This window comes from Methylosinus sp. shoA (assembly GCF_059718125.1).
The window spans coordinates 2577270-2589510 of record NZ_AP046091.1 but is presented as its reverse complement, the minus strand read 5'-3'; the positions used below and the strand labels follow the sequence as shown (position 1 = coordinate 2589510).

Here is a 12241-nt window from a genome sequence, read left to right as displayed (position 1 = left end):
GCGATCAGGCGGCTGGCGTCGGCGACGAGGATTTGAAGGCCCAGGGCATCAGCTCGTCGATGCGCGACTGCGGATGGCCATCGGCGATCGCCTCGAGCGTCGCCTTCATCCAGGCATAGGGATCGACGCTGTTCAACTTGCATGTCGCAATGAGCGAAGCGAGACGTGACCAGGAACGTCCACCTTCATCGTGCCCCGCGAATAACGCATTCTTGCGCGTGAGAGTCAGCGGCCGAATCTGATTTTCGACGAGGTTGGTGTCCATCTCGACGCGTCCATCGTCGAGGAACAGGGTCAGCCCGGCCCAATGATTCAGAAGATAGGCGACCGCCTTGCCCATGTCGCTGCGGCCGGAGAGGCGAGCGGCCTGGGCGCGCAAAAACTCTTCGAGCTCGACGACAAGAGGCCGCGACCGCTCGGCGCGAACGCTCTGCCGGATCGGCGCCTCTTTGCCCCGGATGTCCGCCTCGATCGCATAGAGCGCGGCGATGCGCGCCAGGATCGCCTCGGCGATGGGCGAGCCCGCTTTCGGCGTGGCGGCGATGATCTCGCGCCTGCCATGGCTCCAACACCAGGCGAGCCGCAGTGGGGCGCCACCTTTGCGCTCGGCGCGCGCCAGACGATGATAGCCGCCATAGCCGTCGACCTGGAGAACGCCGTCGAATCCTTCGAGCATCCGCTCGGCGTGCTCGCCGCTGCGACCCGGCGCGTAATGATAGACCACGATCGGCGGATCGGCGCCGCCGTGCCCGCGGTCGTCGCGCAGAACCGCCCAGAGATAGCCAGTTTTCGTCCGGCCGCGGCCGGGATCGAGAACCGGCGCCCGAGTCTCGTCCATGAATAGACGGCCGGACAGCTTCATCAGCGCGCTCATGCGCTCGACGATCGGCGCGAGGTGGAAGGCCGTCGTTCCCATCCAATCGGCCAGAACGGCGCGGTCGAGCATGATCCTGTGGCGCGCGAAGACCTGCGATTGACGGTAGAGCGGCATGTGCTCGCTGAACTTGGCGACCGCCACTTGCGCCAGCAGCGCCTCGGTGGGAACGCCGCCCTCGATCAGATGCGCAGGAGCCGGCGCCTGGGCGACGCCCGCGCATCCTGTCGGACAGGCGTAGCGGGGCCGCACGGTCTCGATGACGCGATATTGCGCCGGCGTCACGTCGAGGCGGCTGGAGCGGTCCTCGCCGATCCGAACCATCAGGCCGCAGCCGCAGGGACAGGCGAGGCTTTCTGGCTCGATCACGCGCTCGACGCGCGGCAGATGAGCAGGAAAGGCGCGCGCGGCGCGGGCGGCGCGCTCCCTGGTCGCCGGGCGCCCCGAGCGGCGCGCGCGATCGTCTTCCCGCTCCTGGACTTCGGCAATGGCGATCTCGATATCTTCCAGAACGAGCTGTAACTGATCGGGATCGAGTTTCTCCGAACGCTTGCCGAAACGCGCGCGTTCATATTCCTTGACGAGCAATTGCAGACGTTCGACCGTCTCCTTCGACGCTGCGAGCTCGCTCTCGGTGTGAAGGCGCGCGGCGAGCTCATGATCGGCGCGGATGCGTTCGGCTTCGAGCATGGCGCGCTGAGCTTCGAACAATGCGCGTAGTTCGGCAGGCAGCTCTGCGAGTCTGGAGGGATCGAAGCTCGGCGTCACGTCGGCGAATCTATCGCAAGCGAGGCGCCGAATGAAGCCGAAGTTGCGATCAGTTCGCCGCGGTCGGCGTCGCCACGATCCGCTCGCCGACGCGCTTCCAGTTGAGCCCGTCGAATAGAGCTTCGAATTGCACCCGGCTCAATTGCAGGACGCCGTCGCTGATCTGCGGCCAAGAAAAGCGGCTATCGCCGAGACGCTTGTAGACGAGCACGAGTCCGGTTCCGTCCCACAGCAAAATCTTCAAGCGATCCATTCGCTTCGAGCGGAACACGACGATGAGCCCGGAATGCGGATCGAGTCCGAGCTTGTTTTGCACGAGAGCGGCCAGCGCGTCATGCCCGCAGCGGAAATCGACGGGACGCACGGCGAGCACGATCCGCAACCCTTGCGACGGAATGATCACGCGCCGCGCTCCAGCGCCGTCATGATCTCGGCGATGCGCGTCGACGCGGTGTCCTGATCCAGCCGTAACACGACCTTGCCGACGACGATCTCGATCTTCGCATCGCTCTCGTTACGAACGGAGGGCTGCTCGAGCTCGATCTCCACGAACTCCGCGGGACCGTCGGTCACCAGCGCGAGCCGCCCGGTGCGCGCCTGGCGGCGCCACTGCGTCAATTGCTGCGCGCATATCCGATATTTGCGGGCCACGTCGGCGACGCGCGCTCCAGGCGCGAGACTCTCTCGTACGATCCGGCCCTTCAGCTCCTTCGACCACAGCCGATTGCCCGAACGTGAACGACGAAAATCCACACGTCCGACAAATCCTGCGCCAAAAGCCGTTTCGATCGTCGCATTCTCGTTCATCTTCGGATCCTTCCAGAGACATGGCTGTCCCTCAGAAGAATCTCACATCCGAAAATCCTTCCGAACCCGAAGAATCAATGGGGTCGCAACGGCGCTTACAGAGATTTTGACAGGCCCGCCTTTTCGCCCGTCTGGAAAAAGTGCCGTGGCGTGATTTCATCGATGCGGTAGTGCCTGTTATCCCCGACCGACATGGCGAGCTTCATCTGCTTACGTTCGATTTGGCGCGCTTCGAGACTCGGCTGGGCGGTCATCACGTCATACAGCGGTGTGAGGGCATAGCCGCCACCTGGATGCAGGAATATGCTGAAATTCTTAGCGTGCCCGTCTGTTGCTCCGATCAGCCAGAAGAGCAGCTGCGCCTGGAACAGTGTGCTGTGGTCGTCCGCTGGCGTGTCGCTGCCCTTGAGCAGGTCTGCTATCCAGCATGCCGGGGCCGCCGTCGCTCTGATATTTGCGAGCGGGCGGGACCGACAGCGCTTGGCAGCAGTCTTCTTGGGGAAGGCGGATCAAGCGGCCATTGCTCCACGCCCTGTCGAACCGTTCCACGACCAGCGCCTTGATCCGACCAAACGTCATGATCTGCGCATGATTGACCGGCAGGCCGAGAAGCTCGAGCAGCCGCAGGCAATAAAACTCGTTCTCGACGCTGTTCGAGAGGTCGATGCCGTTGGGCAGCTCTCCGATTTGCGTCTTGAAAATATGGGTGGTCGGTGTCGCGCCGTGCGGCTTGAACCATTGGCCGTCGACCTGAAGCAAGGCGGTTTTTTCCTGAGCGCCGGCCACGGAGATTCTGAAATCGTCGTCACGGGAAAGTCCGAGCGGGGCTTGGGCCAAGTTCTCGAGCAGTTTTTCGATGGCCGCCTCGTCGACCGGCTCCCCCAAAATCGCTGTGCTGTCGTCCGGCGCCTCGGCGTCACCGGCGATGAACTGCAATGCGCCGATGCAATCTCTGCCGATTGCCGCCAGCAGGCTATAGGCGTCGTACCCTGCGGCGCCCACCCTGTCGGCCACGCGCTTTCGTAGGGCGTCTGTGTCGGGCAATAGGTTCTCGAACACGGCTATGACCCGCTCACCGCGCCACGCGTCTTCGCGCAACGGCAACGAGAGCGAAACGGGGAAGGCCGTTTCTCGGCTCAGCCAATCCTCGTCATAGCGGAACTCGATAGCGCCGCTCGGCTCCTTGAGCAGATGTCCGACCAACCGGTTGTTCTGATAGACCCGCAGGGGCGGGTGTCGGCGGGTTCTGGCCATATCCGATCAGGCCCTCGATATCGCGCTTGCGACTGCGCGCCGCGATCTGAAACTCCAGATCGAGCGCGGCCAGCACGGCCAGCATGGTGTCCAATCGGGTTGCCGGATTGCCGGTTTCGATCAGCGAGATCGTCTCCTGTCGCAGGCCCGCCCGATCGCCCAGCTCGCTCTGGCTCAGGCCGAGCCGCTTGCGGTTGCGACGGATAATGGCGCCGAGCTGGTTCGGGGTGCGGGCAAGGTCGGACATCTTGTTTCCTGGCCGGACCATGCGTCAGTCCCGATAATTCGTCAATATTGGAAGTGACACATAACTCTCTCATATGCGCCAATTCTAATAATCAGTAATTATTGGAAATGACACATAAAGGCCGCTGCCGTGCGAAGGCGCAATAATAATAAAAGAGCCAGGAGGGCGGGTCGTCTCACCTCAGACCTGCGAGTCGTGAGCGTTACCGTTCGCGGTGACGCCTTCGCTGCTGGCGCGATTGGGCCGGACACGCAAGCGCGAAAATCTCGTCGGGGCAGGCGCACATCGGCCCCACGAAAACTTTCCATCGTTTCCATATAAGTCACTTACATGTCCAAGTACTTTTTCGTATGTGCCCAACAAATCGGCATATTGTCTAGCTGACGATCGAGAGATCTCTCCTCGAGATATGCCCGACCTCGCGCTCGATGTCCCAAGAGCCTTGAGATTGCGCGGACTGACGATAAACAATTTGTTCAGATCGTATCACATAGCCTTTCACAAATGCCTTGTTAGTAGGCTGAATTCACATATATCTGCTTAAAATAAAAGCTTTTGTTTGTTAGATAACATTTTTGTATATTATATTACATAACATTTTGTTCATTTTGTCCCTTGACTCTCTAGATAGCGTCCATAAAGTCATTACGTACTGTGTAGCAGACACCTAACGGTTTTGACTGTTGGGTTAAGAGGCTGTATCCATGACTCTATATGGGTTAAACCACTCGCCTTGGACGAGAAAAGTAACTATCGTCCTATTAGAAAAATGTATTCACTTCGAAACTATCGAATCCCAGTATGATAGCGAGGGTCAAGCGGGGCGTCCTTTGCCAAAGGAAGTAAACCCGCTCTCTAAGACGCCGGTGCTTGTGACAGACTGCGGAGAGCCTCTTTATGACTCGTCTGTCATAACGGATTACATAGAAAATGTGTGGCCGGAGCCTGAAATGGTTCCTCGAACACCGTTAGCGCGCGCAGTCGTGCGCCGCTGGGAGGCCCTTGCCGATGGCTTGGCGGACATCATTGTGGCGCCGAGAACAAACGTTAAGATCGCCTCCCGCTTTCATAGCCTCGCATCCAATACTCTCCTCTCGATTTCATCAGGTTTGAATGGCAAAACATATATATATGGCAATGTCTTCTCATTGGCAGATGTAGCTGTATGCTGCGTTCTTCTTTGGATAGAGGCTCGAAATCCAGAATATAAATGGCGGAAATGGTATCCGAATCTGGATCGGTTCACGAAACACCTTTCCGAACGGGCTTCCTTCCGCGCCACAGATCCCGGCTGGCGTACGAGTGGAGCTCCTGCATCCTGAGATCAGATAGGAACCAAAGAGGGAAACCCAATGACTGGACGCGATGTCTCATACGGAACAGCGCTATTGAGCGGGCTCGTTTTCATGGTTGCGATCGATGGGAACGTCGCTCGAGCGCAATCCGGATCGGCCACTCCCGTTCCAGACGTTCAAGTCGAAGCAGACCGGCTGAAAGAGGAGACTGCGTCGGATGCCGACGGGCCGGCGCGAGCCGGCTCCGCGGACCTCGGAACCGCTTCTCAGGCCAGCGGCGGGATGTATGTTCCCAATCAGAGCTTTGGACCGCTTGGGGCCCTTCCTGCCAAAGATATTCCGTTCTCGCTAAATTCGATCTCTCAAACGATCATCCAGGATCAACAGGCCAAAGGCCTGTACGAGATCACGCGCAATGACGCCGCTATCAGCGCCTATACGACAAACAACTCGCAGACAGACGCCATATATATTCGTGGATGGCCGGTCGATTTCAACTGGGGATATCGGCAGGATGGCGCCGTGTTTCGCTACAATGGGCCGACCCCTCCGGAGCTGCTGGAACGGGTAGACCTCTATAAAGGTCTCGACGGCTTCCTCTACGGATTCGTAAGTCCTGGCGGCGTCGTTAATTTTGTAACGAAAAAGCCACTGGACAGCCCCTTCACCCGGCTGACTCTGGGCTACACGAGCAAATCCGCATTCGGACAGGCGATCGACTTCAATCGGCGGTTCGGTCCGGAAGATCGGATTGGCGTCCGGATTAACATTGGAGCGGAGAATGGCAATTTTCCGATCGAAAATCAAAAAATTACTCGTAATGTAGAGGGCTTGTCGATCGAGTGGAGGCCCATAAACGAACTCAAATTTTGGGGAGATTTCTCGCATGCCTATCGCCGGCTGGACGGACCTCAGTCCATTATCACCCTCAGCGCATTGCAGGGAACGATACCTTCGCCGCCTAGCCTGACGAGAAACTACGGACAGCCCTGGTTCTACTATACGAGCGAAAATCTCATAGGAAAACTCGGCGTCGAATATAAAGACAAGGACTGGGAGTTTCGCGCGACCGGCGCAACGAGCAAGACGACATACAGCTACGAGATCACTGGAGGCTCTGCGCTCAGCTTGGACGGAAGCCTAAAGTATACACCGATATCTTCTCTGCCTCAACCGTACAATATAGGCAGCGTCGATTCGATGTTGACACGAAAATTTCAAATCGGCCCCAGCGAACATCGCTTGAGCGTCGGCGAAAGCTTTTCAGACTTCATTTACGATCCGGCGAACAACTTCTTCTCCAGCGTGCCCGCGCGTTTTTCCTCGCTGTATGCGCCGCTCTACAGTGCAGAACCCTATTTTGCACGAAATTGGCAGACCGGCCTCAACGTTACGCATTATTACATTACAAATACACTCTTTAGTGACTTCATCAAGCTCTTCGATGACACCGTCGGAGTTGTGGCAGGTATCGCTCGCCCGACCGTATACCAACACTCCTATCAAACGGTGAGCCCGACCAACCCGGGCAGTTTCGCCGGCGGCAAGAAATGGGCACCGCAGGTCGGCGTTTACGTTCGTCCGATAAAACCCCTCATGCTTTATGCGAGCTATGTCCAATCCTATCAGGCAGGCCCGTTTATCAACGACCCAGCTGCCACCAATTATGGCCAGTTTCTATCTCCCTATGTGAGCACGCAATACGAAGTCGGTGTAAAAGCTGAAATCGGGTCCAGCCTGGAAGCAACAGCGGCAGTCTTCCAAATGAGACAGCCAAATTTTTACAAGAAGCCCGCTGGGCTCACATATACCGCCACAGAAGATGGGCAGCAAAAGAACGAGGGGCTTGAGGTGACTGTCGCCGGAAAGATCACGGACAACCTGAAAATATTCGGTGGCTTTATGTTCCTACACTCAGCTGTATACAAAGGATCCTCTTACGATGGCAGCAGAGCGCAAGGGATACCCGACAGAACTGCAAGACTTTTCGTTGAATATGACGTGCCACAGATTCCTGGACTAACCTTGAATGGAGGAATTTATTACACAGGAGACATCGTGGTCACCCCGGCAAAATATACAATAGACCCTGTCTCGGTGATCAAGCCCTACGCGACCGTCGATCTGGGAGTGAAATACGAGTCGAAGCTGTTCGATCGACGAGCTGTCGGTCGCATCAATATTTCAAACGCCTTCGACCGGAAATACTGGGCTTACATGTATCAGCTCGGAGATCCTTTGACGGTCAAAGCATCTCTCCAAGTCGATCTTGAATAGCCTCTCTTATGTCTTCGAAAGTTTTGACACTCAAAGAGGAGACAACAGATGACGCTTACGCTTTATGGCTCGCTCGGTTCCCCGTGGACGCGAAAGGTCAAGATTGCGATGGTCGAAAAGGGCGTCGCCTGCGAGCAAGTCCTGGCCGAGGACGGGCGTGCTTTGGCTGCGCCGGAAGCTGCAACGCCATTGGGCAAAACGCCTGTGCTGGTTCTCGAGAATTCGCGTTCGCTATTCGATTCCAATGTGATCGTCGAATACCTCGAAGCGAAATATCCGACTCCACGGCTGCTCGGCCGCGGTGTCGAGGAACGGGCCGCCATCCGCACGTGGGAAGCGCTCGCCGACGGTTTCGCGGATATTCAAATTTCCGCGAGCTTCGATGAATCGCACGCAAAAACCCTCAAAAAACGCACGGTTGATTCCATCGATTGGATGTCCGCAAATCTCGGCGACAACCAGTATCTCGTGAATAACGAATTCTCGCTCGCAGACATAGCGATCGTGTGCGTCTTGTCATGGTTCGAACTTCGATCAGCGGATTCCACGTGGCGGAGCCGGTTTCCCAATCTCGACCGTCTGACGCGCAACCTGGAAACTCGTAGGTCCTTCGTGACCTCGCGACTCACTGGGTTGCTCCGCCAAGTCGCCTGACTGTTGAAGAACTCGCCGCCGTTGAACAAGTATCGTTCCGCGGCGGCGCAGAAGGAATCTGAGGTGATGGCGCACCCCAAGTTTCGAGCAATCCCTAATCCAACCTTCGTGCTGTCGCAATTCTGGCAGTCCTACGAAAGCCGAAACGCCTGGGTTCTCGTGCTCTCCATAGGAGTATTATCCTTCGCAACGCTTTATTTGAATTTTCAGCTGAATGACTGGAGAGAAAAATTCTTCAACGCATTTCAGGATCGGAATATCGTGGCATTCACCGAACAGCTGGCGCGCTTTTCCTTGCTAGTTATATTTTGGTGTCTTTCTTCATCGATCTCCACCTACTTCCGCCGGTTGCTTCATATCAAATGGCGCGCTTGGCTCAGTGCAAAACTCTACCGAGAGTGGGTCTCCGACGGCAAGACCAAAGCCTTGCGCGCTATTTCTCGTCAACTCGACAACCCCGATCAGCGCCTGTCCGAGGACGTTGATAGCGCAACGGGGCTGACATTAGAATTGGCGGTCAGCTTGTTCAATGCAACACTCACATTACTGACATTCGGCTCCCTACTCTTGTCTCTGTCGACCTCCGTAACAATTGGATCTGTTACGATTCCTGCGTTTATGGCTTTTGCTGCCGTCTTATACGCTGTCGTCGGCTCATTCTCAACGCACTTGATAGGGCGGACGCTTATTTCTTTGAACGTAACAAGGCAGGGGCGTGAAGCGGATTTCCGATCGGTGTTGATGCGAGTTTACGACGGTGCTCTTGTAAATGAGAACACCAATGACGAACAACATAACTTACTACTCCTCGATCGTAAATTTATGCTTATCACAAGCAACTGGAAACAGCTCATTCTTCGACAAGCTTTACTTGGTTCATTCACGAGCACATACGGCCAGTTTGGAGCGATTGTGGCGTATATCCTGACCGCTCCACAATACTTCTCGAACTCTATTACTCTAGGTGCTGTTATGCAAATCTCTGCGACATTTGTCGCAGTCGAAGGCACTCTCTCGTGGTTTATCAATTCCTATCCGACGTTCGTGAACTGGAAGGCCGCAGTGGACCGTCTGCATGACTTGGTACTGGCCCTCGAAGTTAAAACAACGCATGAGCGAGCCAAATGTTGAGCTATTCATGAGCCTGAAAGACCTACCCAAATGGCTATTTCACATACGCTATGGTGCATCGCCGAAGTACATCGTTGTCGGGCAGGACCGCTGACAGATCAAGGCAATTGGTCTGGTATTGATGTCTTCAGAGTCTGGGCCGCAAATATTCAAGTTCGCACCTCGAAGTCGAGGCGCGAACGAAAGTTCACGCCCCCGCAGGCCGAGGTCTATCGGAGCAAAGCGTCTATGGTGCAGCATGAGTCATGCAGCATCCTTCTGGCTTGTCGTATCTTCCAAGCCAGCGTTCAGCAAAGAGACGATCTCTTCGCAGGTCCGCGTCGCGGCAAGTTTGAGCGCCTCGTCGATGTGAACGTAACCCTGAGTAACGCTTCTGGCTGCATGGCCGAGCAACGCGGCGATCGTCAGTTCGGAAAAGCCGAGGTCGCCTGCGACGCTGCCGAAAGTGTGCCGCAGCGTATGGGGCGTGACGCCTTCGATGTTTGCCGAGGCGCATAGGCGGGTCAGACACCCCTTCGCGGCCGTGAAATGGCCGGCGCCGACATCGGCCGGGAAAACATAAGGTGAAGCCCTGCTCCCTTTTTGGCCGGCTGCGAGCTTGGCTGCGGAGGGTCCGATCGCCCGCACTTGATCGTCGCTCTTGGTATCCGGAAAATGGACGTAGCCGAGATCAGCGTGAAGCCAGCTTTTCATCAGGCCTTGCCCCTCCGAAATCCGAAACCCCGTCAGGAGCAGGAAACGCACGACAGCAAGCCCGACCGGATTCTCTCCGCTCTGCTCTGCCGATCGCATCGCCATGCCGAGTTTCTTGATCTCAGCGACACTCAGCCTGCGTTCTTTCTTCTTTCCGGCGAGCTTTCGAACACCCTCGGCCGGATTGTGAGCGATTATTTCGAGCCGCGCCGCATGCGCCAATAGACTTCGTAGGGTGGAGATTGTCCGTGCAGCGACGCCACGGCCCCCAGTGGTCGCTCCGCCACGGCCGGCGCGTCTCACCTTGGCTGTCTTGCCTGCGGCGATATCCGATTGCATGGCTTCAACGTCGGCGAGCTTGAGCGCACGAATCTGCCGGCGGCCGATCAACGGCTTGATATGCGTCTCGATCCGGCTCCGGTCCATTTCGAGCGTCGACTTCTTGATCGGCCGATGACGCCTACCCAGTATACGGCCGGCTTCCGCTTCACGCAGATACCAATCGCAGACTTCGTCGACGGTCATGGATCCGCGAGAGGCAGAGCTTTCCTCTGCCGGATCGGCGCCCGCGGCCACTTGGCCCAATCTGATGCGCGCCTGCTCCCGAGCGTTTTCGACCGTCAGCACGCCGTAGCGGCCTATGACGATGCGTCGGCTGCGTCCTTCGCCGTTTCGATACTGAAGAATGAAAGTTCTCAGTCCGGAGGGGATCACACGCACGCCAAAGCCGCGGAGCTCCCCATCCCATAGAAACGCCTGCCCCTTTGGCGGCGGAATGAGGCCGTCGACCGCCCGTTTCGTCAATTTGCTCACGGCCAGCTCATCGTCAATTGGAGACATGCTTACACTAGCACGCCAACGACGAATTGTAAGCAGCTTGTAAGCACGCGAAATGGCAAATTGGCGCATGGCCGGATAGGATGGAGAACGAAACGCCTAGATTATTGACATTATTTCATATAGATATCGCACTCATGCGCGCTGCCGGATACCCTGGAGAAGTTTCATCTTGACCTTGCCAAGGTTGGGGTCGAGGGTTCGAATCCCTTCGCCCGCTCCAAAAAATCTCAGGTAAATTCAGGTAGATAGAAACGGCTCTTCGGGAGCCGTTTCTGCTTAGAGCACGGGACCGCTCACCACTCCAAGCAAAATCTATGCGCTCGGACGAAAGTCGCCAAGTGCGGGTTCCCAGGCAGGCAGATCGGCAGCTGTAGCCAATGCAGCGCTCGCCCCCTCACGAGTAAATTCTGTCCAAGCCATAAAACGTCCTGTGCATGACGCCACTGGCTTCGTCCATGTGGCGCGGGCGGCCTATATTCGCATGCTGAGCATGATCGCCGATCCGCGAAGCGGATGCGCGACACGCCCGGGCTCGCGCGGGCCGTCGAAGTCGCCGCCTGGCTGGGGAGGCCGCGCCGCCTGAGCGGCGACGCGGCGCTGGGGTTTCAAATCTGAGTGAGGCCGCCGTCGACGACGAGATCGGCGCCGGTGACGTAGCTCGCGTCGCTCGAGGCCAGGAACAGAATGGCCTTGGCGATCTCTTCCGGCCGGCCGATGCGCTGGAGCGGCGTGCCGGAGGCGAAACTCGCCCGGAGAGAGTCCGCCTTCTCCTTGTCGAAGCCGACCTGCCCGTCGATGATCGTGGTGTCGGTCGCTCCCGGCGACAGGGTGTTGACGCGGATGCCGCGCGGCGCGAGTTCGGCGGCCCAGGATCGCGCGAACGAGCGCTGTGCTGCTTTGGTCGCCGAATACGTCGTGTAGAAGGGAATGCCCTTCAGATGCGCGCCCGACGATATGATCACGACGGAGGCGCCATCGGCGAGCAGCGGCAGCGCGCGCTGCATGCTGAAGAAGACGCCGCGCGCATTGAGCCCGAAGGTCTTGTCGAAATGCTCGGGCGTGGCGTCCGCCAGCGTGACGATTTCGACGAAGCCGGCATTCAGCACCAGCGCGTCGATCCGCCCCTTCTGGGCTTCGACCTGCGTATAGAGACGGTCGATGTCGGCGAGATTGGAGACATCCGCCTGCAAGGCGGTTGCGTTCGGTCCGAGTTCGGCCTTGGCCTTCTCCAGTTCCGCCTGGCGGCGGCCGACGATGAAGACATGAGCGCCTTCGTCGACGAACTGCCTGGCGGCGGCGAAGCCGATGCCGGCGCTGCCGCCCAACACGACGGCGATCTTGTTTTCGAGTTTACGGGACATGATCTTTCTCCTTGGTTTGAAGGGGTTGAGGAAGGCGAGA

At 57.6% G+C, this 12241-nt stretch carries 12 protein-coding genes; 4 read left to right on the top strand and 8 right to left on the bottom strand.

The window, feature by feature from the left end; all coding sequences use genetic code 11:
* Positions 1 to 4: 4 nt before the first annotated feature.
* The 6 genes from tnpC to AC6IW9_RS11750 all read right to left on the bottom strand — a co-directional run bounded on the left by tnpC (position 5) and on the right by AC6IW9_RS11750 (position 3950).
* A complete protein-coding gene (gene tnpC, locus AC6IW9_RS11775; RefSeq protein WP_497763766.1) occupies positions 5 to 1642 on the bottom strand; it encodes an IS66 family transposase in 1638 nt (545 codons plus the stop codon).
* A 49-nt stretch (positions 1643 to 1691) separates the two neighbouring features.
* Positions 1692 to 2045, bottom strand: coding sequence for an IS66 family insertion sequence element accessory protein TnpB (tnpB, locus tag AC6IW9_RS11770; RefSeq protein WP_497763765.1), 354 nt, complete (start codon positions 2043 to 2045; stop codon positions 1692 to 1694).
* Positions 2042 to 2449, bottom strand: coding sequence for an IS66-like element accessory protein TnpA (gene tnpA, locus AC6IW9_RS11765; RefSeq protein ID WP_497763764.1), 408 nt, complete (start codon positions 2447 to 2449; stop codon positions 2042 to 2044). The genes tnpB and tnpA overlap by 4 nt, the downstream gene beginning before the upstream one ends.
* A gap of 95 nt (positions 2450 to 2544) precedes the next feature.
* Positions 2545 to 2820: a HipA domain-containing protein gene (locus AC6IW9_RS11760; RefSeq protein WP_497772505.1), complete on the bottom strand. Its 276-nt coding sequence runs from the start codon at positions 2818 to 2820 to the stop codon at positions 2545 to 2547.
* A complete protein-coding gene (locus AC6IW9_RS11755) occupies positions 2765 to 3652 on the bottom strand; it encodes a HipA domain-containing protein (RefSeq protein WP_497763933.1) in 888 nt (295 codons plus the stop codon). The genes AC6IW9_RS11760 and AC6IW9_RS11755 overlap by 56 nt, the downstream gene beginning before the upstream one ends.
* A complete protein-coding gene (locus AC6IW9_RS11750; protein ID WP_497763932.1) occupies positions 3600 to 3950 on the bottom strand; it encodes a helix-turn-helix domain-containing protein in 351 nt (116 codons plus the stop codon). The genes AC6IW9_RS11755 and AC6IW9_RS11750 overlap by 53 nt, the downstream gene beginning before the upstream one ends.
* Positions 3951 to 4654: 704 nt before the next feature.
* Between AC6IW9_RS11750 and AC6IW9_RS11745 the strand changes: the two genes are divergently transcribed.
* Genes AC6IW9_RS11745 through AC6IW9_RS11730 form a run of 4 tightly spaced genes read left to right on the top strand, consistent with a single transcriptional unit; the run spans position 4655 to position 9307 of the window.
* The gene (locus AC6IW9_RS11745) at positions 4655 to 5272 is read left to right on the top strand and encodes a glutathione S-transferase family protein (RefSeq protein ID WP_497763931.1); all 618 of its coding nucleotides are present in this window, start codon (positions 4655 to 4657) and stop codon (positions 5270 to 5272) included.
* A gap of 30 nt (positions 5273 to 5302) precedes the next feature.
* Positions 5303 to 7522: a TonB-dependent receptor gene (locus AC6IW9_RS11740; protein WP_497763930.1), complete on the top strand. Its 2220-nt coding sequence runs from the start codon at positions 5303 to 5305 to the stop codon at positions 7520 to 7522.
* Positions 7523 to 7570: 48 nt separating this feature from the next.
* Positions 7571 to 8176 (top strand): glutathione S-transferase family protein, encoded by a 606-nt coding sequence (locus tag AC6IW9_RS11735; RefSeq protein ID WP_497763929.1) that lies wholly within the window; start codon positions 7571 to 7573, stop codon positions 8174 to 8176.
* 21 nt (positions 8177 to 8197) lie between these two features.
* Positions 8198 to 9307, top strand: a complete 1110-nt coding sequence (locus AC6IW9_RS11730) for an SbmA/BacA-like family transporter (RefSeq protein WP_497763928.1) — start codon at positions 8198 to 8200, stop codon at positions 9305 to 9307.
* Between the two features lie 243 nt (positions 9308 to 9550).
* On the opposite strand, the gene AC6IW9_RS11725 is transcribed toward AC6IW9_RS11730, so the two are convergent.
* Both AC6IW9_RS11725 and AC6IW9_RS11720 read right to left on the bottom strand, forming a co-directional pair.
* Positions 9551 to 10813, bottom strand: a complete 1263-nt coding sequence (locus AC6IW9_RS11725) for a tyrosine-type recombinase/integrase (RefSeq protein ID WP_497763927.1) — start codon at positions 10811 to 10813, stop codon at positions 9551 to 9553.
* Positions 10814 to 11445: 632 nt separating this feature from the next.
* Positions 11446 to 12201, bottom strand: coding sequence for an SDR family NAD(P)-dependent oxidoreductase (locus tag AC6IW9_RS11720; RefSeq protein WP_497763926.1), 756 nt, complete (start codon positions 12199 to 12201; stop codon positions 11446 to 11448).
* Positions 12202 to 12241: the final 40 nt, after the last annotated feature.

Coding starts and splice junctions, on each gene's coding strand:
- AC6IW9_RS11750 (WP_497763932.1), bottom strand. CDS start 3,950: ATGTCCGACCTTGCCCGCACCCCGAACCAGCTCGGCGCCATTATCCGT.
- AC6IW9_RS11740 (WP_497763930.1), top strand. CDS start 5,303: ATGACTGGACGCGATGTCTCATACGGAACAGCGCTATTGAGCGGGCTC.
- AC6IW9_RS11720 (WP_497763926.1), bottom strand. CDS start 12,201: ATGTCCCGTAAACTCGAAAACAAGATCGCCGTCGTGTTGGGCGGCAGC.
- AC6IW9_RS11745 (WP_497763931.1), top strand. CDS start 4,655: ATGACTCTATATGGGTTAAACCACTCGCCTTGGACGAGAAAAGTAACT.
- tnpA (WP_497763764.1), bottom strand. CDS start 2,449: ATGAACGAGAATGCGACGATCGAAACGGCTTTTGGCGCAGGATTTGTC.
- AC6IW9_RS11735 (WP_497763929.1), top strand. CDS start 7,571: ATGACGCTTACGCTTTATGGCTCGCTCGGTTCCCCGTGGACGCGAAAG.